The 26,525-nt window shown below is 70.3% G+C and carries 24 protein-coding genes and 1 tRNA gene; 9 read left to right on the top strand and 16 right to left on the bottom strand.

All coding sequences use genetic code 11. The annotated features are described in order from the left end of the window. Nucleotides 1–14: 14 nt before the first annotated feature. Together L8M95_RS04315 and glmU are read right to left on the bottom strand one after the other, a co-directional pair. On the bottom strand, nt 15–992 hold the full coding sequence (locus L8M95_RS04315; RefSeq protein WP_260488236.1) for a ribose-phosphate diphosphokinase: 978 nt from the start codon (nt 990–992) through the stop codon (nt 15–17). Then, entirely contained in the window at nt 989–2,485 is a 1,497-nt protein-coding gene (glmU, locus tag L8M95_RS04310) for a bifunctional UDP-N-acetylglucosamine diphosphorylase/glucosamine-1-phosphate N-acetyltransferase GlmU (RefSeq protein WP_260488234.1), read from the bottom strand. Before glmU ends, L8M95_RS04315 begins: the two co-directional genes overlap by 4 nt. A gap of 143 nt (nt 2,486–2,628) precedes the next feature. Here glmU and L8M95_RS04305 point away from each other — a divergent pair, with 143 nt between their 5' ends. Next, the gene (locus L8M95_RS04305) at nt 2,629–3,912 is read left to right on the top strand and encodes an MFS transporter (RefSeq protein WP_260489157.1); all 1,284 of its coding nucleotides are present in this window, start codon (nt 2,629–2,631) and stop codon (nt 3,910–3,912) included. Here L8M95_RS04305 and L8M95_RS04300 read toward each other — a convergent pair. Continuing rightward, nucleotides 3,909–4,520 carry a flavodoxin family protein gene (locus L8M95_RS04300; protein ID WP_260488232.1) on the bottom strand — a complete coding sequence of 204 codons (612 nt, stop codon included), beginning with the start codon at nt 4,518–4,520 and terminating at the stop codon, nt 3,909–3,911. The two genes, L8M95_RS04305 and L8M95_RS04300, sit on opposite strands and share 4 nt — an antisense overlap. A 135-nt stretch (nt 4,521–4,655) precedes the next feature. On the opposite strand from L8M95_RS04300, the gene L8M95_RS04295 reads away from it, so the two are divergent. Next, nucleotides 4,656–6,461: a thiamine pyrophosphate-requiring protein gene (locus tag L8M95_RS04295; RefSeq protein ID WP_260488231.1), complete on the top strand. Its 1,806-nt coding sequence runs from the start codon at nt 4,656–4,658 to the stop codon at nt 6,459–6,461. After that, complete coding sequence (locus L8M95_RS04290) at nt 6,458–6,628, top strand: hypothetical protein (protein WP_260488230.1); 171 nt, start codon at nt 6,458–6,460, stop codon at nt 6,626–6,628. The genes L8M95_RS04295 and L8M95_RS04290 overlap by 4 nt, the downstream gene beginning before the upstream one ends. Here L8M95_RS04290 and L8M95_RS04285 read toward each other — a convergent pair. Together L8M95_RS04285 and L8M95_RS04280 are read right to left on the bottom strand one after the other, a co-directional pair. Next, nucleotides 6,629–6,700, bottom strand: a tRNA-Gln gene (locus L8M95_RS04285). 116 nt (nt 6,701–6,816) lie between these two features. Beyond that, on the bottom strand, nt 6,817–8,679 hold the full coding sequence (locus L8M95_RS04280; protein ID WP_260488228.1) for an FAD-dependent oxidoreductase: 1,863 nt from the start codon (nt 8,677–8,679) through the stop codon (nt 6,817–6,819). A 177-nt stretch (nt 8,680–8,856) separates the two neighbouring features. Here L8M95_RS04280 and L8M95_RS04275 point away from each other — a divergent pair, with 177 nt between their 5' ends. After that, nucleotides 8,857–9,528, top strand: coding sequence for a TetR/AcrR family transcriptional regulator (locus L8M95_RS04275; RefSeq protein WP_260488226.1), 672 nt, complete (start codon nt 8,857–8,859; stop codon nt 9,526–9,528). An 83-nt stretch (nt 9,529–9,611) separates the two neighbouring features. Here the strand turns inward: L8M95_RS04275 and L8M95_RS04270 are convergent, their stop codons facing one another. Then, nucleotides 9,612–10,178 (bottom strand): HdeD family acid-resistance protein, encoded by a 567-nt coding sequence (locus L8M95_RS04270; protein ID WP_260488224.1) that lies wholly within the window; start codon nt 10,176–10,178, stop codon nt 9,612–9,614. Nucleotides 10,179–10,293: 115 nt separating this feature from the next. On the opposite strand from L8M95_RS04270, the gene L8M95_RS04265 reads away from it, so the two are divergent. Then, nucleotides 10,294–10,959 carry a TetR/AcrR family transcriptional regulator gene (locus tag L8M95_RS04265; protein WP_260488222.1) on the top strand — a complete coding sequence of 222 codons (666 nt, stop codon included), beginning with the start codon at nt 10,294–10,296 and terminating at the stop codon, nt 10,957–10,959. A gap of 13 nt (nt 10,960–10,972) precedes the next feature. On the opposite strand, the gene L8M95_RS04260 is transcribed toward L8M95_RS04265, so the two are convergent. From L8M95_RS04260 to L8M95_RS04240, 5 genes are all read right to left on the bottom strand, one after another. Next, a complete protein-coding gene (locus L8M95_RS04260) occupies nt 10,973–11,545 on the bottom strand; it encodes a class I SAM-dependent methyltransferase (protein ID WP_260488220.1) in 573 nt (190 codons plus the stop codon). Continuing rightward, entirely contained in the window at nt 11,542–12,330 is a 789-nt protein-coding gene (locus L8M95_RS04255; RefSeq protein ID WP_260488218.1) for a PIG-L deacetylase family protein, read from the bottom strand. The genes L8M95_RS04260 and L8M95_RS04255 overlap by 4 nt, the downstream gene beginning before the upstream one ends. Further along, a complete protein-coding gene (locus L8M95_RS04250; RefSeq protein WP_260489156.1) occupies nt 12,327–13,346 on the bottom strand; it encodes an acyl-CoA dehydrogenase family protein in 1,020 nt (339 codons plus the stop codon). Before L8M95_RS04250 ends, L8M95_RS04255 begins: the two co-directional genes overlap by 4 nt. A gap of 62 nt (nt 13,347–13,408) precedes the next feature. Further along, nucleotides 13,409–14,182: a glycosyltransferase family 2 protein gene (locus L8M95_RS04245; RefSeq protein ID WP_260488216.1), complete on the bottom strand. Its 774-nt coding sequence runs from the start codon at nt 14,180–14,182 to the stop codon at nt 13,409–13,411. 6 nt (nt 14,183–14,188) lie between these two features. Next, entirely contained in the window at nt 14,189–14,836 is a 648-nt protein-coding gene (locus L8M95_RS04240) for a vitamin K epoxide reductase family protein (RefSeq protein ID WP_260488215.1), read from the bottom strand. A gap of 129 nt (nt 14,837–14,965) precedes the next feature. On the opposite strand from L8M95_RS04240, the gene mfd reads away from it, so the two are divergent. The 4 genes from mfd to L8M95_RS04220 all read left to right on the top strand — a co-directional run bounded on the left by mfd (nt 14,966) and on the right by L8M95_RS04220 (nt 21,913). After that, nucleotides 14,966–18,658: a transcription-repair coupling factor gene (gene mfd, locus L8M95_RS04235; protein ID WP_260488213.1), complete on the top strand. Its 3,693-nt coding sequence runs from the start codon at nt 14,966–14,968 to the stop codon at nt 18,656–18,658. Then, on the top strand, nt 18,655–19,614 hold the full coding sequence (locus L8M95_RS04230) for a MazG nucleotide pyrophosphohydrolase domain-containing protein (protein WP_260488211.1): 960 nt from the start codon (nt 18,655–18,657) through the stop codon (nt 19,612–19,614). Before mfd ends, L8M95_RS04230 begins: the two co-directional genes overlap by 4 nt. Nucleotides 19,615–20,078: 464 nt before the next feature. Then, entirely contained in the window at nt 20,079–21,761 is a 1,683-nt protein-coding gene (locus tag L8M95_RS04225) for a sodium:solute symporter family protein (RefSeq protein WP_260489155.1), read from the top strand. Between the two features lie 20 nt (nt 21,762–21,781). Continuing rightward, nucleotides 21,782–21,913, top strand: coding sequence for a putative transporter small subunit (locus tag L8M95_RS04220; protein ID WP_260488209.1), 132 nt, complete (start codon nt 21,782–21,784; stop codon nt 21,911–21,913). A 1,383-nt stretch (nt 21,914–23,296) separates the two neighbouring features. On the opposite strand, the gene L8M95_RS04215 is transcribed toward L8M95_RS04220, so the two are convergent. From L8M95_RS04215 to L8M95_RS04195, 5 genes are all read right to left on the bottom strand, one after another. Beyond that, complete coding sequence (locus L8M95_RS04215) at nt 23,297–23,893, bottom strand: GNAT family N-acetyltransferase (RefSeq protein WP_260488207.1); 597 nt, start codon at nt 23,891–23,893, stop codon at nt 23,297–23,299. Between the two features lie 67 nt (nt 23,894–23,960). Then, complete coding sequence (locus tag L8M95_RS04210; protein ID WP_260488205.1) at nt 23,961–24,578, bottom strand: CueP family metal-binding protein; 618 nt, start codon at nt 24,576–24,578, stop codon at nt 23,961–23,963. Nucleotides 24,579–24,622: 44 nt separating this feature from the next. After that, the gene (locus L8M95_RS04205; RefSeq protein WP_260488203.1) at nt 24,623–25,327 is read right to left on the bottom strand and encodes a DUF305 domain-containing protein; all 705 of its coding nucleotides are present in this window, start codon (nt 25,325–25,327) and stop codon (nt 24,623–24,625) included. A 35-nt stretch (nt 25,328–25,362) separates the two neighbouring features. Continuing rightward, nucleotides 25,363–25,803, bottom strand: a complete 441-nt coding sequence (locus tag L8M95_RS04200) for a hypothetical protein (protein WP_260488201.1) — start codon at nt 25,801–25,803, stop codon at nt 25,363–25,365. Then, nucleotides 25,800–26,498 carry a hypothetical protein gene (locus L8M95_RS04195; RefSeq protein ID WP_260488199.1) on the bottom strand — a complete coding sequence of 233 codons (699 nt, stop codon included), beginning with the start codon at nt 26,496–26,498 and terminating at the stop codon, nt 25,800–25,802. Before L8M95_RS04195 ends, L8M95_RS04200 begins: the two co-directional genes overlap by 4 nt. Between the last annotated feature and the right edge of the window lie 27 nt (nt 26,499–26,525).

Below are 26,525 nucleotides of genomic sequence, written 5' to 3'. Positions count from 1 at the left end.
GGTCCGCGGACATGCTAGGCGGAGCCGTTGAAGAGGCTGGTCACCGAGCCGTTCTCGAACACCTCGTGGATGGTCCGGGCCAGCAGCGGCGCGATGGACAGCACGGTGAGGTTCTCGAACCGCTTCTCCGGCGGGATGGGCAGCGTGTCGGTGGTGATGACCTCCTTGGCCCCGCAGGTGGCGAGACGCTCGGCGGCCGGATCGGAGAAGATGCCGTGGGTGGTGGCGATGATGACGTCACCGGCACCGGCGTCCTTGAGCACCTTGACGGCGCCGGCGATGGTGCCACCGGTGTCGATCATGTCGTCCATGAGGACGCAGGTCTTGCCCTCGACGTCACCGACCACGCGGTTGGACTTGACCTGGTTGGGCACGTTGGGATCGCGGGTCTTGTGGACGAACGCGAGCGGGGCGCCGTCGAGGGCGTCGGCCCACTTCTCGCCCACCTTGACGCGGCCGGCGTCGGGGGAGACCACGACGATGTTGTCCGTCCCGTAGTGCTGACGGACGTAGTCCGACAGCTGCCCCTGGGCGTGCATGTGGTCGACCGGGCCGTCGAAGAAGCCCTGGATCTGATCGGTGTGCAGGTCGACCGTGATGATGCGGTCGGCGCCGGCGGCCTTGAGCAGGTCCGCGATGAGACGGGCGGAGATGGGCTCACGGCCCCGGTGCTTCTTGTCCTGCCGCGCGTACGGGTAGAACGGCAGGACGGCGGTGATCCGCTTGGCGCTTCCCCGCTTGAGCGCGTCGATCATGATGAGCTGCTCCATGATCCACTTGTTCAGCGGCGCCGGGGCGCTCTGCAGCACGAACGCGTCGCAGCCACGGACGGACTGCTCGAAGCGGACGAAGATCTCGCCGTTGGCGAAGTCGCGCGCGGTCTGCGGGGTGACCTCGACGCCCAGTTCGGCGGCGACCTGCTCGGAGAGCTCGGGGTGTGCACGCCCCGCGAAAAACATCAGGTTCTTCTGGTTGTCGATCCAGTCGCTCACGTCGTGAGTCCGTCCTTCTGGGAGTCGTTCCGGGCACGACGGGCGGCCTCCGCCGAACCGGAATCCGGCCGGTTCTCGATCACCCAGTCGTCGATGTTCCTCTGCCGTCCACCCGAGACCGCGAGGGCGCCGGGAGGGACGTCATCCTTGATCACGGTACCCGCGCCCGAGTAGGCCCCGTCTCCGACGGTCACCGGCGCGACGAACATGGTGTCCGAACCGGTGCGGCAGTGATCGCCGATCACTGTACGGTTCTTGGTCACGCCGTCGTAATTGACGAACACGCTCGATGCCCCGATGTTGGTGTGCTCGCCGATCTGTGCGTCGCCAACATAGGTGAGGTGCGGAACCTTGGTGTGGGCACCGATCGTCGACTTCTTGACCTCGACGAACGTCCCGATCTTGCTGTGCTCGCCCAGGTCCGCCTCGGGCCGCAGGTACGCGAACGGGCCGACTTCCGCGCCAGCCCCGATTGTGGCGCTCACCGCATGTGAACGCACGACCGTCGCGCCCTCGCCGACCACCGTGTCCCGGAGCGTGGTGTCCGGTCCCACGGTCACACCGTCGCCGAGTTCGGTGGCGCCCTCCAGGTGGGTGCCCGGCAGGATCGTGACGTCACGGCCCGTCCGGACGCCCACGTCGAGCCACGTGCCGGACGGGTCGACGATCGTCGCCCCCGCCCGCATCGCCGACTCACAGAGGCGACGATTCATCTCGCCGGCCAGTGCCGCCAGCTGCACGCGATCGTTGACACCCGCGACCAGATCGGGGTCCTCGACGCGGTGACCGCGGATGAGACCGTTGTCCCGCCGGGCGAGCTGGATGACGTCGGTCAGGTACAGCTCGCCCTGCGAGTTGTCGGTGCCCAGCTGCCCGAGCTTGTCCCGCAGGACGCGGGCGTCGAAGGCGTAGATGCCGGAGTTGACCTCGTCGATCGCCCGCTCGTCCTCCGAGGCGTCCTTGTGCTCGACGATCCTGAGCACCTCGCCGTCGTCGTTCCTCACGATGCGGCCGTACCCCGTGGGGTCCGGTGCCGTCGACGTCAACACGGTGACCGCGGCGCGGGGGCGCATGTCGTGGCGCGTCACCACCTCGCGCAGGGTGTCGGCGTCGAGCAGGGGGATGTCCGAGGTGGTCACCAGGACGGTTCCGGAGAATCCGTCGGGCAGTGCCGACATCCCGGCCGCAACCGCGTCGCCCGTGCCGTTCTGCTCCTCCTGCACGGCGGTGGAGACCGGCACACCGAGCTCGGCCGACAACTCGTCGACCGCGGCCGAGACCTGCTCGCGCTGATGACCGACGACCACGACTATCGCGTCCGGCTCGAGCCCCGCCGCGGCGTGGAGTGCGTGGCCGAGCATCGTCCGCCCGCATACCCGGTGCAGCATCTTGGGGGTCGCGCTCTTCATCCGGGTGCCGGATCCGGCGGCCAGGACGATGACCGCGGTCTGTGCATGTTCGGGCGCTGAACGGTCGGTCTCGGGTGTGGTCATCAAATCTCCTCGGGCGTGGCAGCGCCGTGTGGGGGATGGGGGTCAACGTCTGTGCAATTGCAGCACTGTCTGTCCGAGGATAGAGGGTGACTCCGACGAATCGAACCGTCCCGGACCGGGGTAGCGTGCCCGGCGTGTCAGTTCTGAGGCGCCAGCTGGCGGATACCCGTCCCCTCCGGTCGCCGGATTTCCGCAGACTGTGGCTCGCGAACATCGTCACGGTAATCGGGGCGCAGCTGTCGATCGTCGCGGTGCCCCAGCAGGTCTTCGAGATCACCCGCAGCTCGGCGTATGTGGGGCTCACCGGCGTGTTCGCGCTGGTGCCCCTCGTCGTGTTCGGCCTGTGGGGCGGCGCGCTGGCCGACGCACTCGACCGGCGTCGCCTGCTGATGGTCACCACCACCGGGCTGATCGCCACCTCGCTGCTGTTCTGGGCGCAGGCCGCGGCGGGCAACCGGAACGTGTGGGTGGTGATGGCGCTGTTGTCGGTCCAGCAGGCGTTCTTCGCCGTCAACCAGCCCACCCGTTCGGCGATCATCCCGAGGATCGTCCCCTCCGATCAGCTGGCCTCCGCCTCGGCCCTGAACATGACGGTGATGCAGTTCGGGGCGATCGTCGGGCCCCTGTCCGCGGGCATCCTCATCCCGGTCCTGGGCCTGTCGACGATGTACCTGTTCACCGCGGTCGCGCTGCTCGCCACCCTGTACGCGGTGTTCCGGCTCCCCCCGCAGCCGGTCGAGGGGGAGCGGGGGTCGGTGGGGCTGAGGTCGGTGATCGACGGGTTCGCCTACCTGGCCACCCGCCGCATCCTGCTGGCCTCGTTCCTCGTGGACGTCATCGCGATGGTCTTCGGCATGCCGAGGGCGCTGTTCCCACAGATCGCCACCGAGTCGTTCGGCGACCCCGCGACGGGCGGCACCGCCCTCGGGCTGCTGTTCGCCGCGATGAGCGTGGGCGCCGTGGCCGGCGGGGTGTTCTCCGGCTGGATCCCGCGCGTGCGCAGGCAGGGCCTGGCGGTGCTGGTGTGCGTGGCGCTGTGGGGCCTGGCGATGGTGGCGTTCGGCGTGTTCGTGGCGGCGGCCTCGCCCGGCGGCTCGGCCTGGTGGCTGTGGCTCGCCCTCGCCGCGCTCGCGTTCGGCGGAGCGGTCGACATGGTCTCGGCGGCATTCCGGCAGGCCATCCTGCTGGACTCGGCCACCGATGAGATGCGCGGCCGGCTGCAGGGCGTGTTCATCGTGGTGGTGGCGGGCGGTCCGCGGATCGGCGACGTGGCCCACGGCGTGGCCGCGGCGTCTGTCGGTACGGCGGTCGCCGCGTCCGGCGGTGGCGTACTGGTGGTGATCGGCGTGGTGATCTGCGCGGTCGCCTTCCCGGCGTTCCTGCGCTACACCGTCCGCAGCGCGGTCGAGCGCGGCACGAAGGGTTAGACCGCCGGGTACTGCTCGCCCCGCAGGAGCCGCGCCAGGTGCACCGCGTTGGACGACAGCGTGGTGATGGTCGAGGCCACGGCCGACGGCGTCTCCGCGAGATCCTTGTAGTCCACCGGGTTCATGGCCTCGTTGTTCCAGTAGGTGCAGCCCTGCGCCGGGATGGTGAACCCGATGTCGTTCAGGCCCTGGAACATGTCGGCGACGATCTTGTGCGCGCCGTCCTCGTTACCCACCACTGCGACCACGGCGACTTTGCCGAACATCGCCGGACGGCCCTCGTCGTCGGTCGCCGACAGCTGCGCGTCGAGACGCTCCAGCACCCGCTGCGCGATGCTGGACGGATTGCCGAGCCAGGTCGGCGTGGACAGCACGAGGATGTCGGCGGTTCGGACCTTGTCGAGGATGGCGGGCCACTCGTCGCCGTCGCCCATGTCGTCGTCGACCCCCGGACGGACGTCGTGATCCGCGACCCGGACGGTTTCCCCGCCCACGCCGTGACCGGCGAGCTCGTCGAGGACCTGGCGGGCGATGAGGTCGCTGCTCGACTCGGCCGGCGAGGCCTTGAGCGAGCACACGAGCGCGAGCGCCTTCAGATCGGTCTCCATGCCGCGGACGATAGATCCGCCCCGTCCGCCGGACAACCGCTGGCGCGGGCCCGCGCCGCCGTGACCGGTGGAGACCCGCGGGTGCGGCCCCTACGGTGAGGGCCACTACGGCTGACGAGCGGAAGGGGCACGCGTATGACCACGGACAGGACGGTGGCCGACCTCGTCGTCGAACGATTGGTGGCGTGGGACGTCGAACGGATCTACGGCTACGCCGGGGACGGCAACAACCCGCTGCTCGGGGCGCTGCAGCGCTCCGAGATCGCCCCGGTCTTCGGGCGGGCGCGCCACGAGGAATCGGCGGCGTTCATGGCGGTCGCCGACGCCAAGTACTCGGGCGCGGTCGGGGTGATGACCTCGACGCAGGGCCCGGGCGCGATCCACCTGCTCAACGGCCTCTACGACGCCAAACTCGACAGCGTGCCCGTCGTGGCTCTCGTCGCGCAGCAGCACACCAGCGTGCTCGGGTCGGGCTACCAGCAGGAGATCAACCTCGGCAACGTCTTCGCGGATGTCGCGGGCCCGTATCTGCAGACGGTCGCGTCGGCCGAGCAGGCGCCCATGGTGATCGACCGGGCGTTCCGCTCCGCGCTGACGCACCGGACGCCCGTCGTCGTCATCCTTCCCCACGACGTGCAGAACGCGGAGGCGCCGGAACTGGGCGAGGACCTCGACCAGGAACACGGGGTGGTGGTCACCGCGCCCGAGTGGACCCACGGGGTCACCGTGCCCCGCGACGACGACGTGGCGCGCGCCGTGGAGGTGCTCGACGCGGGGGAGCGGATCGCGATCCTCGCCGGACGCGGAGTGGCCGGTGCGCAGGCCGAGCTGATGGAACTCGCCGAGCGCCTGGACGCCGGCGTGACGATGAGCCTGTTGGGGAAGCCCTACGTGGACGAGTCCTCGCCGTTGGTGGGCGGGACCATGGGCCATCTGGGGACGACGGCGAGCGCGCGCATCCTCCAGAACTGCGACACCCTGCTGATCGTCGGGTCGAACGACCCGTGGACCGAGTTCTACCCGGAGCCCGGGCGGGCGCGGGCGGTGCAGATCGACCTGGACCCGGTGCACCTGGCGAACCGGTATCCGATCGAGGTCGGCATGGTGGGCGACGCCGCGGCGGCGCTGCGTGAGCTCGCCGCGCGCGTCTCCGAGCGGGACCGCTCCGGCTGGCGCGGCGAGGTGGAGAAGTGGGTGGGACAGTGGCGGGAGATCTCCCGCGAGCGCGCCGAACTGCCCGCCCGGGGGGTGAACCCCGAGCTGGTCGCGCGGCGGCTGGCCGACCACCTGCCCCGCGACGCGCGCCTCGCGGTGGACGTGGGCAGCAGCGTCTACCACTACGTACGGCAGATGGACCTGCCGACGTCCGTGCCCGCCCACCTGTCGTCGACGTTGGCGTCGATGGGGTGCGGGATCCCGTACGCGATCGCCGCCAAGGCCACCGCGCCCGCCAAGCCGGTCGCGGTCCTGGCCGGGGACGGGGCGATCCAGATGCTGGGGATCAACGAGCTCATCACCGTGTCCGAGGCGTGGCCGAGCTGGGAGGACCCCACGATGGTGATCGTGGTGCTCAGCAACCGGGACCTTGCGGAGGTGAGCTGGGAACAACGCGAGAGCGAGTCGCAGCCCCGGTTCGCGCGGTCGCAGGACGTGCCGCCGTTCGACATGGCCGGCTACGCGGAACTGCTGGGGTTGCGTGGGGTGCGGGTGGAGGAGCCCGACCAGCTCGTGCCCGCCCTCGAGGCGGGGTTCCTCGCGGATCGACCGACCGTGATCGACGTGATCACCGACCCGGACGTCCCGCTGCTGCCGCCGTTCCCGCACGGCCGGGAGATGCTGGAGTCGATGCGTACGGGTCTGCGCGCGGAGGGTGCCGATGGTGAGCACGCACTCGAACTGTTGGAGACCTATGCCCGGATGGAGGAGGAGCGGTACTCGTGACGGGGATGAACGGACCCGGTCGACCGGAGCAGGACCCGACCTTCCCGCCCGACGACGAGGTGAAGCGCTCGCCGCGGCGCGCTCGGCAGCCGGCATTGACGGCGTTCGCGCTCATTGCGATCCTGCTGCTGGTGTTGGCGCTGGGGATCTTCGGCGGGATCTTCTAGCTCCCCCGCCAGGACTCGAACCTGAAATGCCTGAACCAAAATCAGGAGTGTTGCCGATTACACCACGGGGGAACGGCCCGCGAACGGGCCGTCACCAGTCTGGCACATGAGGTCGGGCCCACCGATGCGTACCTGCGCACCGATGGGCCCAACCTTCTGCGAGCAGCGACAATCGCCGCCGCGCGGGGTTACGCGGTCTGCGGGTCGGAAGCGGCTCCGGGGGTCGTCGGCGTCGCTGCCGCGATCTTGCCGGCGAGGTGCCCGAACACCAGGCCGAGCGAGATGGTGCCGCCGGCTCCGGCGTAGAAGCCCTTCGTGGGAGCGCCACCGGCGTTACCGGCCGAGTACAGGCCCGGAACAACAGCACCGGACGTGGTGATCACGCGACCGGAGGCATCGGTGACGGGACCGCCGACCGTGCCCAGTGCCGAGGCGTGCACCTTCACCGCGTAGAACGGGCCCTTCTCCAGCGGGCCGAGCGTCGACGAGCGGGGCGAGGAGAGCACCGGCTTCATGAACTTGGCCAGCGGCCCGACGAGTGCCTTACGGACCGCCTCGGCGTCGTTGCGCTGTGCGACCTTTTTCGCGGCGCGGTTGACGATCGGCGCGACTCCCAGGGCGAGCGCGATCTGGGCCTTCATGGTCGCGGCCGGGGCGAACGACCCGGAGGAGAAGCGACCGAGGAACGGCTTGTAGTCACCGAAGTACCGGTCGAACAGCGCCTCGCCGCGGCCGAACCACGGATCGCGACCCGCGGCGGCCTCGGGGTTGAACTCGTCGACCGTCTTGAGCAGGCCGACCTCGTCCACGCCGATCTTCTTCGCCAGCGCGGACAGCGAGGCCGCCTGGTGGATGTACTCGGGGACCTCGCCGCCGGGCACCGAGCCGAAGAGGCCGTACTTGTCCCAGAAGTTCTGGTCGAAGACGAAGTACGCCGGGTCGTTACTGCCGCCTGTCTCGTCGTTGGTCGCGCGCATGGCGCCGCCGAACTGGTCGTAGGACAGGGCCTCGTTGGCGAAACGCTTGCCGGCGGAGTTCACGATGATCGAGTGGGGCAGCGAACGCTCACCCAGCAGGAGCCGCGCGAACGGCACGCCGTCCAGGGTCTCGCCCGGGATCTGCACACCGGGCATCCACCAGGCGGCGTCCATCGTGGTGAGCTCGGCGCCGACCTCCTTGGCCAGCTGCACGGCGATGCCGTTGTGGCCCTTGGGGGAGACGTGCGTGCCCAGTGGCCCGTCCAGATACTCGGTGGCGAGCTCGTCGGAGGTCTCGAAGCCGCCCGAGGCGATGATCACGCCGTTGTTGGCGCGCACCGTGTGCTCGGTGCCGTCAGCCGAGATGACCAGGCCGGTGACCGCGCCGTTCTCGATCAACAGTCGCTCGGCCGGGGCCTGGACGCGCACCTCGACACCGGCGACCAGCCCGGCCTCGAGCAGCGCACCCACGAGCGCGGGGCCGGCCATCCAGGAGGCGTCGGTCGTGAGACCGGCCAGCGCCCAGAACGGCATCGGGTTCTTGGCCATACCCGAGGTCAGCGCCGGGCGGACGTACTGCGCGGCCTCGCCGAGGCCCTCGGCGTTGTACGGCCCGGGGAACAGGGCGCGGCCGACGGAGGCACCGGGGATGTCCGAGTGGTAGTCGGGCCAGATCACGGGGATCCAGCCGAACTTGGTGTTGGCCTCGATGTAGCGGGCGACCTTGGGGCCCTCTTGGAGGAAGGTCTCGATGACCTCGTGGTCGAGCGTCTCGCCGCGACCGTCACCGTAGATGTAGGTGCGGGCGTCATCGAGGGAGTCGTCCACCCCGAGTGCCTTGGTCGAATATCCGTGGGCGGGGATCCAGGCGGCGCCGGCCGAGACGCCGGTCGCGCCGCCGACGATCTCGAGGGACTCCACGACCAGCACGCTCGCGCCGTCCCTGGCGGCGGTCAACGCCGCGGTGAGGCCGGCGCCGCCGGAGCCGATCACCACGATGTCCACGGTCGAGGGGACTCCGTGCTCGGTCACGGTGCCGATGGTGCCGCGATGTCCGGGCTGTCGAATTGCCATTGTTCGCTCCTTCGCCTCAAGTTGGTGATGCGTCAACAATGATACATGCGTTCGGGTGCCGACGGGGTCGGTGAGCCGCCGAACGGGGGGAGCGTGATCGAGAGGTGGTTATTCTCGGGTCATCGGAAAAAGGGGTGGGACATGACGGGCGTGGGCGTACCGGCACCGAGGACCAGGATGTCTGCTGCCAAGCGGCGGCAGCAGCTGGTGGAGGTCGGTCGGCGGATCTTCGCGGAGAACGGGTACGACGCCGCGACCGTCGAGGACATCGCCGCGGCGGCGGGCGTGTCCAAGCCGGTGGTCTACGAGCACTTCGGCGGCAAGGAGGGTCTCTACGCGGTCGTGTGTGACCGAGAGCTCGCCTACCTCGGTGCGGAGATCACCGAGGCGCTGCAGGGTGAGGGGTCGCGGCGGCGCATCGAGCGCGCGGCGATGGCGCTGCTGCGCTACGTCGAGGAACGCACGGACGGCTTCCGCATCCTGGTGCGCGAATCGTCCCCGGTGGGCGGGGGCTCGTATTCGACCCTGCTCAACGACGCCACCGCGAGCGTGACCTACATCCTCGAGGAGGAGTTCGTCGCCCGTGGGTTCGACCCCATCACCACCAGCGTGTACGCGCAGGCCCTGGTCGGGATGGTCTCCGGTACCGCCCAGTGGTGGCTCGACGCCCGCACGCCGCCCAAGGAAGAGGTCGCCGCGCACATAGTCAACCTCTGTTTCAACGGGCTCTCGCATCTCGATCCCTCGCCGACGCTGGGGGTCGACGTCCTCGAGAAGTACGGCGAGCCGAGCCACCCCGGTGGCTCGCCGCAGGGTCGCGACATGCGCCCGGGGCCCGGAAGCCCGTAGTAGGTCGCACGGTCACATGGCAAAAGGGCCGGGCGTCGCACTTGGGACACCCGGCCCTTGCCGGTGGATGAGGGCGGCGCGGTTCAGGCTGCGACGGCCACCCGGCGCTCGAGCCGGTCGGAGTCGGCACGGAGTCGGAACGCCACCGCGACCATGACCACGCCCACGGCGAGACCGAACCAGCCGGCGAAGGTGACGAACGTGCCGATCGCCGCGGGGCCCACGACGCCCACTCCGAGCCCGACCACGGTCAGGACGATGCCGAGGGCCACCATGACCCACGGGTCGGGGATCGCCGAGCGCAGCGTGTGCGCGCCGAAGGCGACGAGGGCGCCGGAGGCGACCAGCCAGGCGGCGAAGAGCAGGGTCAGCGCGGTCGCCGAGATGCCGGGCCAGAACAGCACGACCAGCCCGAGGATCACGAAGCCAGCGCCGGCGAGGACGATCCCGCCGCGGCCGGGGGCGCGGTCCGGCAGCGCGAGGCCGGTGGTCATGGTCATCGCGCCGTCGCCGATGGCGAACGCGGCGACGAGGAACACCGCGAGCGTCATGGTCGTGGCAGGCGAGACCAGCGCGGTCGCGCCGAGGCTTATCGCCAGAGCTCCGCGGACGAGTTGGACCCACCAGTTCCGGGTCAACGATTCGATCATTTCTCCACTCTTCCTGTGCTGGCGGCGGTCGCCGCACGGTACTGTAGTGATCACTACAGTAAGTCTGGGGCGGGGAGTTCGCAATGAGTCGCCGGACACAGGAACGAGGGATCGGATGGCTGAGAAATCGACCGGGACCACGGGCAGGCGCACCCGGGCCAAAGGGAGGGAGTCCCGGCGCAGGATCATCGACGCCGCTGCCGCTGTCGCCGGTGAACGCGGGTACGAGGGAACCTCGATCGCACAGGTGAGCAAGGAGAGCGGGCTCCCCGCGAGCTCGATCTACTGGCACTTCGCGGACAAGGACGCACTGCTGGCGGCCGTGGTGGAGGAGAGCGTCGAACTCTGGCTGGGTCAGGTGACCCGCGGGGAAGGCGAGGACCTGCGGGAGCGCGTGACCGCCTTCTGCCTGGGGGTGGCCAGGACGTTCCGCGACTCGCCCGACTTCCTCCGCCTGTGTCTGATGCTGGCGCTGGAGCGCAGGCCCGTGGAGCCGGCCGCCCGCGGCATCTACCTCCGCCTGCGCCGGGAGGCTCTCGACCGCATCGCGGCGGAACTGTGCCGGGTCCGGCCGGGGCTGCCGGAGGGGGACGCCCGGGTGCTCGCGACGTACGCCCTCGCCGGCGGGGACGGAATCTTCCTCGCATCCCTGACCGGGGACGCGGACGTCCGGGAGTTGTTCCGGCTGCACACCGAGGCGATAGTGCATCTCGTCACTCGAGCGGAGGCCGAGGCCAAGGCTGAGGCGTTGGCTCCGGAGCCGCAGCTGGAGCCGGACTAGCTGCAGCCGGCAATCAGGCGCGGCGGAAGACCTCCAGGAGGAATCCCTCCTCGCGGTGGTGGACGATCCGGGTGAGGTCGGTGCGGCGCGCGAGCGCGGCGTGGACGTCCTCGCCGTGGCAGGCGTGGTCGTCGGAATGCCCCAGCCAGTGGCAGGCCACGACGGTCCCGCCGGGTTCGGCCAGCCGCAGCATGGACGTGAGCAGGTCGTCGAGCCCGTCGACCGGTGTGTAGTAGAGGAACTCCGAGAGGACGAGAAGGTCGCAGGACCTTCGCGGCCACGGATCCAGCGCGTCGGCGGTGCGGACGTGGACGTGGTCCAGCCCCGCACGTTCAACCCGTCGGCGGGCGTTCTCGGCAGCGGTGTCGACGACGTCCACCGCGTGAACCTCGTCGCACCGCCCGGCGAGCATCTCGGTGAGCACGCCCACCGAGCACGCGGGTTCGAAGCCCACGCGGTACCGCTGCTCGGGAAGCGAGGCGACGAGCAGTCGGTAGCGCCGCAGTTCGTACCAGGAGCCGGCGAAGTCCCAGGGGTCTGCCGACCCGGAGTACATCTCCTCGAAGTAACGGCCGGGGGTGCTCACCAGAACACCGTCTCCTCGCGGGTAACCAGGCGATCGAGGATCCAGTCGGGAAGGATGGCCTCGTCCCCCGGCTGATCCGAGAGCGGGGCGATCTGGGTGACGAACTCGCCGACGGCCGCCTGCTTGGCGGCGAACTCGGACTCCGTCAGGACGACGCGGCGTCTCCGGTCCCAGGGCACCCGCGGATCTCCCGGCTCGGCCCAGTGCCAGGTCCACACCGGGTACTCGAGCAACCGCGCCCCGGTGGCGGCGCAGGCCTCGGCGGCCGCGCGACCGGAGGCCTCGTGGTCCGGGTGGCCGTCGCCGCGCCAGGTGCTCAGTACGACGCAGTCCGGTCCGGGGACCCCACCGACGGCCTCCACGATCGCCTCCGCCAGCCGAGCCTCGTGCGCATGGACGCCCCCGTCCGGGAGGCCGACCCGCACAGGCTCGGGCAGGCCCAGTACGGCACAGGCGCGGCGGCTCTCGGAGACCCGCAGCGCGGCGAGCTGCGCGGGCGTCACGGTGGGGGAGTCGGGGTGCGAGGCGTCGCCGTCGGTGACGGCCACGATCGCCACCTCCACCCCGGCCGCGGCGAACCGGGTGGCGGTGACACCGACGCCGAGGACCTCGTCGTCGGGGTGGGGCGCGACCACGACCAGCCGCCGCGTCCCGGCGGGAACGGTCAGCTCCGGATCCGGGGCCCGCGCGCCGAGCCAGGCGTCCCAGCTCGCGTGGGGAGTGCCCCGGTCGCCGGGTCCGATGCCGGCCCACTGAGTGGAACCGGCCGCCGCGGGACCCGTCACCACGCCCACCCGCCGTGGGTACGGGCGGTGGCGCCCAGCCCGGCGAGGTCGTGCTCGGCGTGGAACTGCCGGATGTACACCTGGGCGTCGGACACGTTCTGCGCGTGACGGGGGTCCATCGCGAGGGGCGCCGGGCCGAGTGCCCGGCCGACGCGCCGGATGGTCTCGTCGACCGCGGCCTCGACCATCGCGCGGACCCGCACGGCCCGGTGGCGCGCGGCGGTGAGGTCGGCGTCGGGTCCGTCGCGATCGATCTCCGCGGCGGCCGCGTCCAGCGCCCACGAGGCCCCGCCCAGGGCCACGTCCACGCCTCCGAGGTGGGCCAGGGTGTGGGGGTCGACGTCGGGCCGGGTCGCCCTCGCGAGCAGCGGCCGCGCCACGGCGATCCCGGCGCCCAGCCAGCAGGCGGCCACCCCGACGCCGCCGTGCCAGAACCCGGGCCGGTCGAGGTAGGAGCGACGGTCGCCGACGGCGCGGGCCGGCACGTCGGTGAACTCGACGGCGGTGGTGCGGCTGCCCGCCATCCCCGGGTTCGCCCAGCCGTCCGCCCGGGGGGCGACACCGGGGTGACGCAGATCCACGGCGAACAAGCGGGGCTCGTCGTCGTCATCGTCGTCGCGGTCGAGGGCGGTGACCAGGGCGTGCGTGCACACGTCGCCGCCGGAGCACCAGCTCTTCACCCCGTCGAGCACCCACCCGTCACCCGGGGCGCGGCCCGAGCCGTCACCCGGGGCGCGGCCCGAGCCGTCGCCCGGGCGTCGGGCGGTGAGCACCGGCATCGGCGGCTCGGCGGCCCACACGCCCCACAGTTCGTCGCGCCCCACGCGGGTGCCCTCGATCTCGGCGAGGATCGCGTCGGCGTCCGCGTGGGCTTCGACGAGGCGTCCGGCGGCGATGTCGTGGGTGCACATCGCGGTGAGCTCGGCCCACCGCGTGCGGGTGTCGCCACGGGCGGGCAGGGGCAGGTCGGCACGACCCTCGCGAATCCACGCGCGGGCGAGGTCGGCGGATCCCATGGTGCCGGTGGGCGCGGGGGAGGCGGTGGGCGCGGAGGACGTGGTGGAGCCGTCGGTCGAGCTCATGGCGCAAGGGTCCCTTCGATGGCGGCGAGGTGGGCGGCGAATCCGTCGGGGGCTCGCCCGGACCGGCGGGACGAGGTCGTCACGGGCGCGGCGGTCGACCACACCACCGTCAGACCGGCGTCCTGCGCACGCCCGACCAGGCGGACGTCCTCGTGGACGGGAAGCGGGTCGAAGCCGCCCAGCCGACGGTAGGCCTCGCTGGAGAGGCCTATGTTGGCGCCGTGGATGTGCCGGTGGCCGGGGCCCGGGTGGTAGCCCTCGAGGTAGCGCAACCGGGTGGCGGGGGCCCAGTCCGACCAGGCGTCGACCTCGACCAGACCGGCCACGACGTCGGCGCCGGCGCGGGCCAATGCCAGCTGGTCGGTGAGCCACGAGCGGGGCACACGCGAGTCGGCGTCGGTGGTCGCGTACCAGCGCCGCGTGCGGGGCGCCGCTGGCAACGACGACGAGGGCGACGACGATGAGGGCGACGACGATGAGGGCGACGACGATGAGGGCGACGACGATGAGGGCGACGACGGCGAGGAACACCGCAGCGAGTCGAACCCGCGCGCCCGGGCGATGCCGACGTTGCGGGCGCTCGTCCGCACGAGACGGGCCCGCCCCCGCGCGATCTCCTCGGTGGCGTCGCTGCAGGAGTCCAGCACGACCGTGACGGTCACCGGGACCGGGGTGGCGGCGATGCAGTCCGCGAGCGCGTCGAGACAGCCCGCGAGCAGGTCCTGCTCATCGTGGGCGGGGATCACCACGTCGATCCCGGTGTACTCCACGGCCGGTCAGAGGTTGGCGAAGAAGTCGGCCCAGTAGAAGTCCCAAAAGGCCCACAGGATCACACCCGCCACCGCCAGGTACCAGACCACCACGGGCACCAGGTGCCATCGCTGCAGCGCGCGCACCCAGCCCGCGCGCGTGACCTTCGCCAGCACGTGCAGCAGCGTGTACCAGAACATGGGGATGGTCACGGCCCACACGACCATGCACCACGGGCACAGCACCTGGATGGAGAAGATCGACTGGAACGCGAGCCAGTGAACGAAGACCGCGGCGAACGTCAGTCCGAGCAGCGCGCCCACCCAGTACCAGCGGGGGAACCGCACCCCGGAGGCGGCGGCGACGCCGATCGCGATGACGATGCCGTACCCGACGAGCCCGATGAAGGGGTTGGGGAACCCGAACGCCTCGCCCTGGGCGGAGTTGATGACGCTCTTGCAGCTCATGAGGATGGAGAAGTTGCACGCCGGCGTGTACTCCGGGTTCTCCAGCAGCCGGATCTTGTCCAGGCTGAGCTGGAACGAGGCGACCAGCGCGATCGCCGAACCGATCGCCAGGAGCACGCCGATCCACCGGTCGGTGAAGACCCTTGCGCCGATCGTGTCGTGGGCGGTGTCGGTCTCGACGTGCTCGGCGTCTGTGGTCTCGCGCATAGGCACAGGCTACCGGGGCGGGTGCGCGGTTAGAGTGGAGGATCTGCGGCCCTTCAGGTGTGCGTCCCACCACCCGTGCGCTCCGCACACCCCGGCTCGACGAACCCCCTACCCGGAGGATCCACACGCGTGACCACCACCGCCCCCGCCACCACTCCCACGACCGCCGCCCTGTCCGGTCTGGCGGGTGCGGTCCTGGCCAACCCGGCGCTGGCCGACCTGCGCGACGGTCTGGACCGGGACACCGCGGTGGTGCGCGCCCCGGAGGCGCTGCGGCCCTTCCTCGTCGCCGCGTTGGCGCAGCGCACCCCCTTGTTGGTGGTGACCGCCACGGAGCGTGAGTGTGAGGAGCTGGCCGACGAGCTGTCGGGGCTGTACGACGACGAGGTCGCGCAGTTCCCGAGCTGGGAGACCTTGCCCCATGAGCGTCTCTCGCCGGCGGCGGACACGATCGGTCGCCGGCTCGAGGTGCTGAACTCGGTGATGTCCGGGCGGCCCCCGGGGATCGTCGTGGCGGCGGCGCGGTCGGTGGTGCAGCCGATCTCGCCCGGTGCGGCCCGCCGGGAGCCGGTGCGGCTGGCCAAGGGTGCCGAGGTCGACCCCACCGAGCTCATGGTGCGCCTGGCCGAGTTCGCGTACCTGCGCGAGGACATGGTGGCCCGGCGCGGCGACGTGGCGGTGCGCGGCGGCATCGTGGACGTCTTCCCGACCACCGCGGACCACCCGCTGCGTATCGAGTTCGACGGGGACACGATCGTCGAGATCCGCGAGTTCTCCGTGGCCGACCAGCGCTCCCTGCCCGACGGCGAGGTGGAGTCCGCAGTGTTGTTCCCGTGCCGCGAGCTGCTGCTCGACGACGCCGTGCGGGCGAAGGCGGGGGAGCTGGCCGCCGAGCACCGCGCCAACCCGACGCTCGCCGAGCTGCTGGACTCGCTGGCCGAGGGCATCCCGCGCGACGGCATGGAGGCACTGACCTCGGTGCTCGTGCCGGAGGACATGACGACCCTCCCGATGCTCATGCCCGCCGACACCCGCGTGGTGGTGTGCGACCCGGACAAGGTCCGCCGCCGCGCCGCCGACCTGGCCTCCGCCGGCCGGGAGTTCCTCGAGGCCTCGTGGACCGCCGCCACGATGGGCGGCGACGCCCCCGTGGACAGCGAGACGCTGGACCTGTCCGGGTCGGGCTACCGCACCTTCTCCGCCGTCCGCTCCGAGGCCACCGAGGCGGGCCGCGCCTGGTGGCAGTTGGTCCCGCCCGGATTCCTCACCGACCCCGAGGACGGACTGGTGGTCACCGTCCCCGCCGGCGACCCGCCCGCCCCTCGTGGCAAGGACTCGGAGATGGAGGCCATGTTCGTCCGGCTCCGGGCCCTGGTCGGCGGCGGCGGACGGGCCGCGATGGTCGTGCCCGGCCACGGCACCGTCACCCGGATCCTGGAACGCCTCTCGGAGGCCGAGGTCCCCGCCACGGCCGCGACGGCGGGATCCGAGCCCGCCGCCGGACTGGTGTCGGTCTACGAGGCCGTCCTGCACGGCGGGTTCTCGCTCTCCACCGGCGCTGGCGCTGCCGGGGGCACTGTCGCCGCCGGGGTGGCGGACGACCTCGTCGTCGTCTCCGAAACGGACCTCACCGGCAACCGCCTCGGTTCCACCACCCGCCCCAAGGCGCGCCACTCCAAGCGCCGCAACCAGGTCGACCCGCTGGCGCTCAAGGCCGGCGACTGGGTGGTGCACGACCAGCACGGCATCGGCAAGTTCGTGGAGATGGTCGAGCGGCAGGTGCGCGGCGGCGACGGCTCGTCGCGGCGCGAGTACCTGGTCATCGAGTACGCGCCCGGCAAGCGCGGCGCGGCCGGTGACCGGCTCTACGTGCCCATGGAGTCGCTCGGTCAGCTCAGCCGGTACGTCGGCGGCGAGGCCCCGACGCTGTCCAAGATGGGCGGCGCCGACTGGCAGAACACCAAGCGCAAGGCCCGCAAGGCGGTCCGCGAGATCGCCACCGAGCTGGTGCAGCTCTACGCCAAGAGGCAGTCCGCGCCCGGGCGCGCCTTCGGCCCCGACACCCCGTGGCAGCGCGAGATGGAGGACGCGTTCCCCTTCACCGAGACCGTCGACCAGCTCACGGCGATCGAGGACGTCAAGCACGACATGGAGAAGACCGCCCCCATGGACCGCGTGGTGGTGGGCGACGTCGGCTACGGCAAGACCGAGGTGGCCGTGCGCGCCGCGTTCAAGGCGGTGCAGGACGGCACCCAGGTCGCGGTGCTCGTGCCGACCACGCTGCTAGCGCAGCAGCACCTGGCCACGTTCACCGAGCGCATGACCGGTTTCCCCGTCACCATCAAGGGACTCAGCCGCTTCACCTCCGACGCCGAGGCCAAGCAGACGCTCAAGGGCCTCGCCGACGGCACGGTGGACGTGGTGATCGGCACGCACCGGCTCCTCGCGACCGGGGTGCAGTGGAAGAACCTGGGCCTGGTGATCGTGGACGAGGAGCAGCGCTTCGGCGTCGAGCACAAGGAGCACATCACCTCCCTGCGCACCCACGTGGACGTGCTCACCATGTCCGCCACCCCGATCCCGCGCACGCTCGAGATGTCGCTCGCCGGCATCCGCGAGATGAGCCAGATCCTCACCCCGCCGGAAGAGCGGCTGCCCGTGCTGACGTACGTGGGCGCGTACTCGGACAAGCACGTCGCCGCCGCGATCCGGCGCGAGCTGCTGCGCGAGGGGCAGATCTTCTACGTCCACAACCGCGTGCGGACCATCGACTCCACCGCGGCGAGGATCCGGGACCTGGTGCCCGAGGCGCGCGTCGTGGTGGCGCACGGGCAGATGGGGGAGGAGCAACTCGAGCAGACCGTCGGCGGCTTCTGGAACCGCGACTACGACGTTCTGGTGTGTACGACCATCGTCGAGACCGGCCTGGACATCTCCAACGCCAACACCCTCATCGTGGACCGCTCGGACCAGCTGGGCCTGTCCCAGATGCACCAGCTCCGCGGGCGAGTGGGCAGGTCCCGGGAGCGCGGGTACGCCTACTTCCTCTACGACCCGGAGAAGCCGCTCACCGAGACCGCCTACGACCGGCTCGCGACCATCGCGCAGAACAACGACCTGGGCGCCGGCATGGCCGTGGCGATGAAGGACCTTGAGCTGCGCGGCGCCGGCAACGTGCTGGGCGCGGAGCAATCGGGTCACATCGCGGGCGTCGGGTTCGACCTCTACATCCGTCTCGTGGGCGAGGCGGTGGAGGCGTACCGCGCGGTGGCCGACGGCGAGACGGTGGAGGTCGAGGAGGAACTCGGGGAGATCCGGATCGAGCTGCCCGTCGACGCGTACATCCCCGTGGAGTACGTCGACGGTGACCGGCTCCGGCTGGAGGCCTATCGCAAGCTCTCGCAGGCTCGGGAGGTCGCGGACATCGACGCCGTGGTCGAGGAACTGCTCGACCGCTACGGGCCGCTGCCCGTCGAGGCCCGCCGCGTGGTGTCCGTCTCGCGGCTGCGACTGGTCGCGCAGAAGTACCGGGTCCGCGAGATCGTGCTCGCCGGGTCCCGACTGCGCGTGGGCCCGCTCGACCTGTTGGATTCGCAGCAGATGCGGCTCAAGCGCATGTACCCCGCCGCCCAGTACCGGGCCACGCAGAAGACCGTGCTGCTCCCACTGCCCAAGGCCGCCGGCGCGCGTGCGGGTGCCGGTGGGGAGAAGGCGCGCGACGACGAGATGCTGCAGTACGCCGCCGACTTCCTCACGGCGATGGCCGGGGATCCGGAGGGGTCGAACCCGGTGATCCAGCCGGAGACGGCGCCGGCGCGATGAGCTCCGGCGCTTCGGCCCGCGACGCCCACCCCGACCCCCACCGCGACGCCCACCTTCCCCATCGAGAAGACGGTTCCGCACAAGGCCACTCGGCAGATGCGCGCGAAACTGTCTTCTCGACGGCGTCGGGCGCTCGGGGGGGCGCCGCCGGCGATCGCCTGGCCGAGGCCGTCGAGGTGATGGCCCGCATCCGCCGCGACGGCGAGTGGGAGTCCGCCCAGACCCACGCCTCCCTCCTGCGGTACCTGCTCGAGGAGTCGTGGGAGCTGGTCGACGCGGTGGCCGACGGTGACCGCGACGAGCTGGTCTCCGAGCTGGGCGACCTGCTGCTGCAGGTGCTGTTCCACGCGGCGATCGGGGCGGAGCGGGACTCCGAGCCGTTCGACGTGCACGACGTGGCCGGGGCGCTGCTCGACAAGCTCCGCCGCCGGGCTCCGTACTGGTTCACCGACGAGCCCGGCAGTGAGCCCGGTCGTGGGCCCGGGGCTGCGCCCGGCAGTGCGCCCGGCAACGGGTCCGGGTCCCTCAATGCGGCGGAGCAGGACCGTCTGTGGCAGCAGGCCAAGGCCGCCGAGCGCGCAGGCCGCCCGCCGCGCGGTGTGGTCGAGGGCATCTCCTGGGACATGCCCGCCCTGGCGCTGGGGCAGAAGGTGCTGGAGCGTGTCCGCTCGGCCGGGATCCCCGACGATCTCGTTCCCGCCGGGATGCGGGTCGTCCACGTGGACCCCACGGGGTTGTTCCGCGCTCGCGGGGACGACGCGGACGATTCGGGTTCCGCGGAGGTCGAGTACCGGAAAGTGGTCCGGCGGTTCGCGAGCGCCGTCAGTGCAGCCGAATCGCGTCTATCGGGGCCCGTGGACGCCGCGACCGCCGATGACTGGCGCGAGGCATGGCGTTCGGCCCACTCCGCCCAGGCCGTTCACGACACCGCCGAGTCCGGGCACGACGTCAGCTAGGCCGGGCGCTCAGCTCCTCCTGCCCCATCGGTGACCTCTTCCTTAAGTTGACGCGTCTCTGCGTCCCGGTGAGCCGACGTTCCGAGGCCGCGGACCGGAGTTTCCCGACCGGGCATCTCGCCTGCCCAGAGACGGTATTTGTTGCACTCGGGTGAGAATTGTTGGGTGTGTGCGGGTGGCCGGGAGATTTCTACAACGCAGCCTGAGTGCGGGACGGGATTTGGCGCTTCCCTCCATCGGCACCCCAGAAATCCGGGCGAGATCTCGGCACATCGGTTGCCGTCTTTGGAGCTCTCCGACAACCGCCCTCCCCGGGAGGATTCTCAGTTTCCGCCCAGACTTCTCTATGGTGGGAACGTTGGTCTAACAAAAGAAGAGGGAAAGGGGCAGAAAGGTTGCTTGAAACCACAGCATTGAGCGCGACCGCTGTCGTGTTACTTCTACTGTTGTTCTACGGCGGAACCATGTTCGGTTCCATGCGGATCGCGCAGAAGGACGAGAACGCCGACGACTTCATGACCGCCGGTCACAAGATCGGGTTCGGCATGTCGGCGGCATCGATGACCGCTACGTGGATCTGGGCGTCATCCATGTACGCCTCGGTCAACTCGGGCTACCTCTACGGCATCTCGGGGCCGATCCACTACGGGCTCTGGGGTGCCCTGATGATCCTGTTCATCTACCCCTTCGGGCGACGCATCCGGAAGGTCGCGCCCCAGGCGCACACCCTCGCGGAGGTCATGTTCGCCCGCCACGGCCGGTCCTCCCAGCTCATGCTGGCCGGATCCAACATCCTCGGTTCCGTCATCTCGCTGACGTCGAACTTCATCGCCGGCGGCGCGCTGATCTCCATGCTCAGCCCGTTCAGCTTCATCCAGGGCGTGATCGTGATCGCCGGCGGCGTCCTGCTCTACACCCTGTGGTCGGGTTTCCGTGCCTCGGTGCTGACGGACTTCGGCCAGGTGCTGGCGATGCTCGGCGCGGTGATCATCATCGTGCCGGCGATGTTCTTCTTCCTCGGCGGCATCGAGTTGTTCGAGTCCGGCGCCCAGAACCTCACGCCGCAGCAGCAGTCGTTCTTCTCCTCCGATGCGTTCCTCAACCAGGGCGCCCCGTACATCGCGGCCGTGCTGGCCTACGCCATCGGTAACCAGACCATCGCCCAGCGACTGTTCGCGGTGCGTGAGGACCTGATCAAGCCGACGTTCATCACGGCGACCATCGGCTACGGCGCCACGATCATCGGTATCGGCATGGTGGGGGTGCTGGCGCTGTACGCGGGCATCGATCCCTCCGACGGCGACCCGAACAACCTGCTCCCGCAGGTCGCCGCCGAGTACCTGCCGGGCGTGCTCGTCGCCGTCTTCTTCATCATGATCATCGGCTCGCTGTCCTCGACGGCGGACTCGGATCTGGCGGCCATGTCCTCGATCGCGATGACCGACATGTACGGCCAGAGCCTGCGCAGCCGGGGCAGGATTCCCAACCCGCGCACGATGCTCATCATCGGCCGCGTCACCATGATCCTGGCGACGGTGGCGGCGTTGATCTTCGCGAACATCCGGTTCAACATCCTGGACCTGCTGGTGTTCGTGGGCGCCCTGTGGGGTGCGCTCGTGTTCCCGGTGATCGCGAGCTTCTACTGGAAGAAGGTCACCAACTCCGCGTTCACCGTCTCCGTGCTGGTGGCGCTGGCCGTGTTCATCCCGACCCGTTTCGGGCTCGTCCCGGACACGGGTGTGCTGCCCATCGCGATCGAGGCCCTGGCCGTGGTCGGTGTAGGCGTGGTGCTGGGCCTGATGGTGTTCGGCTTCATCGGGCTCCGTCCGGCGCTGGTGGTCGCGGTGATCGCCGCGGTGGCCAGTTCGCCGTTCATCTTCGGCTTCCTGCGCGACTACGACACGCTGACCGCCTCGCTCGTGGCGTACGCGGTGAGCACGCTCGTCTGTGCCGGCATGTCGTTCCGTAGCTCGATGGAGTTCGACTTCGCCACGATCGCCGGTGACACCGCCGACTACGACACGGAGGAGGTCGCGGAGGAGCTCGAGGCCGAGGCCGAGGGTGACGCAGCCGTGGTCGCCGCCGGGAGTGATCGGCGCCGACGCGATGACGACGACAACGACGACGACGACCTGGTTCGGGTCTAGGAAAGGCAGGTCAGATACTCATGACACCGATTCTTCTCACCATCTATGTGCTCATATGGCCGGTGATCGTGGCCGGCGTCCTGGCCGTGCTCGTGCGTGGCTTCGTCAAGGAGGTCGCGGAGTCCAGGCGCGACGGCGAGGCGATCATCTAGTCGCCCGTCATCACCTCCGGCAGGGGCCGGCTGGCGGCGCGCTCTCCATGAGCATGCGATCGCTGCCCGGCTCCTGCCACTTTCGAGGCAGTCCTAGCCGCCATGTTCGGTCGAAATCGACTGCGCACTTTGTCGGTCCCGATCCTTTGACAGGTCGTCCCCTCAGACGTTTAAGCAACCGTTCGGTCGGACCGATCGGCGTGCTCAGGGCCGTCTCCTAGGAGCCCGGCTCGTACTGCCAGATGGTTCCGACGTGGGTGAGGCGCCGGTAGTCGCAGAATGCCTCTTGCCCGTTGGACGGGTCGATTGCCCTGGTTCCAACGTTGGGGCACGGTTTAGCACCGAGCGAATTTGCGACCTCGGTGAAGTTCGGCAGGCCAGGAGCGAGGGCGGGAGCCGGGTACGGAACCGGGGTCGGATACGGCGCCCAGAGGCGGGCATCCGTGCGGCTCAACTGAGCGCACCAGAGCTGGGTGCCATCTTGTGCGAATGCTCGCTGGTTTGGAGCGGGACAGTAGCTGAACGGGACCACCCAATTCGATGCCACGTACTGAGGAACCCGGGGTGCCGGTGCGACGAGGTCGTGCCAGACGAGCGGGTAGGGGAGTGTCGGCAGCTGGGCGCTTGTAGACCCGGCAGGTACTGGAACAGGTACCGACGCCATCGGGGGCAGCTCGACCGAGCCGCCGGGCAGGACCTGGCCGCCGGCGGTCGGTGTGAGGGTGGCGGTGATGGCGATCGCGCCAGCAAACCCGGCGAACAATGTGCGAGTACGTGACATTGCAAGTCCACTTTCCTTAAGGGTGCTGCCAATTAGAACAGCGAGCCCCTAGCAATTGGCGGAGTTCTAGAATTCCCACTACTCAGGGTTGCTAATATCCGCCGTGGATAAGATAACCCGATTCATAAGGGTACTTATCCGGACTGTCCTGAGCTTATGAAGAGGGGTCCCAGTGAAGCGCCATGCCACCACCTTGGTTCTCGCGCCAGTTGTTGTCGGAATGGCTTTAGCGCTGGCGCCCACCGCCAGCGCGCAGCCAGCCATCGGGTCGGTAGTCGACGCAATCGTTGTTCCGCGTCCGTTCGATATTCCGATCTGGCAGCTTCCCCCGCTGCCATACCCGTTTGAATGGGAGTTCCATCTCCCGCCGCTGCCGCCCCCGCCGGCAGCGCCCAACCCGCGACCAGGAGATATCTGCCCGCAGTCGAGGATCGGCGAACTGTCGCCCAATAAGCTCCGCTGCACCTTCATGGGTACTCCCAACCCTGCACGTTGGGTGGAAGTCGCTCCGAACGCCCTAAACCCAGATGGAACTCTCAAGCCGGGCGCTGGGGGCTGAGCTAGAACTTCCTCCGGATGGGGCAGAATACCGGCCAGTGGGCTCAAGAGCGCCCGCGCACCATGGCGGTCGAGGACTGGCCGGGCAGGGTCGGCACGGAGCCCACCGCCTCGAATCCGAAACGCTCGTAGAGCCGACGGCTCGCCGGGGTGGTGGACTCGAGGAACGCGAGCGGGGTCTGCGATTGGTCGACGACCCGCAGGCGGTGCTCGAGCAGTGCAGATCCGACGCCCTTGCCGCGGGCTTCGGGTCCGGTGCCGATGTCGCGGATGTACCAGTGCGGTGTGGTGGGCCGGTAGGCCTCGATCTGGTGGGTGTGGCGGGTGCCGCGTCCGAGGGGCAGCCGGCCCAGGGTCCAGCGCGCAGCGCCGGAGATTCCGCGCGCGGCGGTGGCGAGGGCACCGGTGTCGGCCGGGGGCGCCCACATGATCGCGCCGACGAGGCGTCCGTCGTCCATCGCGACGTCGATCCACTGGGGGTGTCGCCGCACGCGGCGGAGGTAGTACGCGGTCAGCTTGGCGGCTCGGGTCTCGTCATTGGGCAGGGTGACCGACCACGCAGGGTCGTCGCGGAAGGCCTCGGTGAGGATGCGGGCGATCGCGGGGGCATCGGCGCGCGTGGCCGTACGGACTGTGACCATGGGCGGTCTCCTGGGGCTGGGAGCGGGGAGCGGGGAGCTGGTGCTGGGAGCTGGTGCGGGGCGGACTCTAGGTCAGGTGCGCGGTGGTTAGACAGGTGAGGTCGTCGTCACCGGTGGAGATCGGTACCTCCGAGGTCGCGCCGTCGTGCTCGATGGTGAGGGTGCCGGTGAGATCGCGGGGGAGCCACAGTCCGACGAAGCCGTTGTCGTAGACCGTGCGCGTCTCCTCGAGGATCGACTGTCCCGCGTCGTCGGTCACTGTGATGTCGACGGTCTCGCCGCCCAACTCACCGAGACAGGTGGTCAGGCTGTGGAAGAGGCAGTCATGGGTCCGGTCCCGGTACGGCGCGACGGAAAGGTAGAACTCGTCGTCCGGCATCGGCAGGGTCGCGATGGAGCCGCCGGCGTTGTCGGTGAGGACGAGTTCGGTCGGCTGGACCGAGGCCACGAGCGTGGTGGGGCGCTCGGCGACGGGCATCGTGTCGAGGTGTTCGATCACCCCGCGGGCATCCATGTCGGCCAGGCCGTACTGGTCGAGGACCTCGGCCGCCGCGGTCTGGCCCGCCGCGGTCCGGCCCGGTTCTCCCGGGTTCGACTGCGTGGTGCCGCAGGCTGCGAGGGTGAGGCAGCTCGCGGTGAGGGCTGCGGCCAGGGCGCGGCGCCGCGGGCGAGGGGTGGGGGGCATTTCCGGGTGGGCTCCTTGTCCGGTCTCGCGGTAACGGTGAGGTCTCACATCGCGGAGAGCATGTCACGCATGGTGGCGATCTCCCGCTGCTGGGTGTCGATGATCGACCGGGCCAGGTCGATGGTCGGCTGATACCCGCCGTCCGCCACCTCGCCCCGGGCCATGTCTATGGCTCCCTCGTGGTGGGCGATCATCTGCTCGAGGAACAGTCGTACGGCGTCGGTGCCCTCGCTATCGGACAACTGTTGGAGCTCGTCGGCGGAGAGCATGCCGCCCATCATCGACATGTCCTCACCCATGTTCATGCCGCCGTCGCCCTGGCTGCCGCCACCGTGACCACCGTGGCCGTCCCGCGGTCCGGTCGGCTGATCCCACTCGTCCAGCCACGCCTCCATCTGCTCGATCTCCGGGCCCTGCTCGGCCTTGATCTTCTCGGCGAGGGCGGTGACGTCTGCGGGGATGTCGGGCTTGGCCAGGATGATGTCGCTCATCTCGATCGCCTGCTCGTGGTGCGGGATCATCATCCGGGAGAACATCACGTCGGCGGCGGTGGGTTCCCCGGCCTCGGCGGGGGCGTCGGAGTCGGACTCGGCGGGCGCGCCGGACTCCGCGCTGGTGCCGGACTCTGCGCCTGCGCCGGCGGAGCTGGTGGGTGCGGCCGCCGGGTCGTCACCGCTGTCGGCGCAGGCGGTCAGGGCCAGCGCGGAGGCGGCCACTGCGGCGGAGATCAGAATCCTCGTGCGGGTCATGGCGGGTGTCCTCTCCTCGGGGATCGGTACCGTGCTCAGCCCAGGGTATGCAGAATCGCGAGACCGAGCGCCCCGCACGCGGCGGCGACGAGAAGTGAGGCGAGCGTGCCGATGATGAACCGCTCGCTGACCGCGGGATTCTCCCGGATCTCGGGATAGCGACCGAGCGCCTTGATCGCCACCACCACCGCGGCGAGCTCGAAGCGGCCGGCGAGGATGGCGGCCGTGAGCCCGATGCGTTCGAGGATCCCGATCCACATCCCGCCGCGCAGCACCTCGCGGACGACCGGGGTGGGGTCGTCCCGTCGGCGCACCACGGGCCGGCGCGAGTCACCACTCACCTCGACGGTCGGGGGTTCGGGCACCCGCGCCGAGCGCAGGACGAGCGACGCGATCGGCGAACCGAGCGCCGCGGAGGCGATCAGACTCAGCGTCACCACGATCGCGACGAGGATCCAGTCGGGCCAGGTGCTCATCGGCTGGCCTTCCCGTGCTGGCTTCTCGCAGGGCTGCCGGTCCTGCCCACGGCCGCGTCGCCGGTCCTGCCGACGGCGGCGTCGTGCGTGCCCGCCAGCAGGCGATCGAGCACCGGATAGGCGGCGCGCTCCTCCCGGATCCGCGACAGCCGCAGCGCCCCGGTGACCGAGGCGGGGGTGATGCCCAGTTCCTCGGCGGCCGCGACCTGCGTGGGGGAGCGGTCGACGGCGTCCACCACCCGCCACTGCGCCTCGGTGCGGCCGAGCACGAGCGGCGCGACGAGGGCCCACACCGCCTCGCAGTCGGCGGCCCAGGCCGTCGCCGAGGTGCCGTCGTCACGTGATCCGGGGTCGCCCGTCACCCGTATCGCCACCGAGCCGGGGAGGCCCTTCGCGGCATCGACCGCGACGCGGGCCGCGAGATAGGCGTCCCCGCGACCGGCCCTGGTCCCGGAGGAGTAGGACTCGTCGTCGACCTCTCCCGCCCCGACGCCGCAGTGCCAGTCACCCTCGCGCAGTGCGACGAGCAGCGCGGACCGTACCGCGGCCGGATCCTCGAGCAGGCCCTGGACCTCGTCGCCGGCCGTGCGCTCGAACGCGGCCGCGGTCGGGACGTCCGCCAGGGCGTCGAGCAGGGCGGGTACCCGGTCGGCGCTGGTGCGGCTGCGGCGCTGGTCGATGGTCACCACGTACATAGCGCGATCGTGCCACACCGCGCGGAC

This window comes from Dietzia sp. B32 (genome assembly GCF_024732245.1).
GTDB lineage: Bacteria > Actinomycetota > Actinomycetes > Mycobacteriales > Mycobacteriaceae > Dietzia.
Note: the sequence above shows the minus strand (reverse complement) of the source record. Positions and strands in the feature narration are given on the sequence as shown.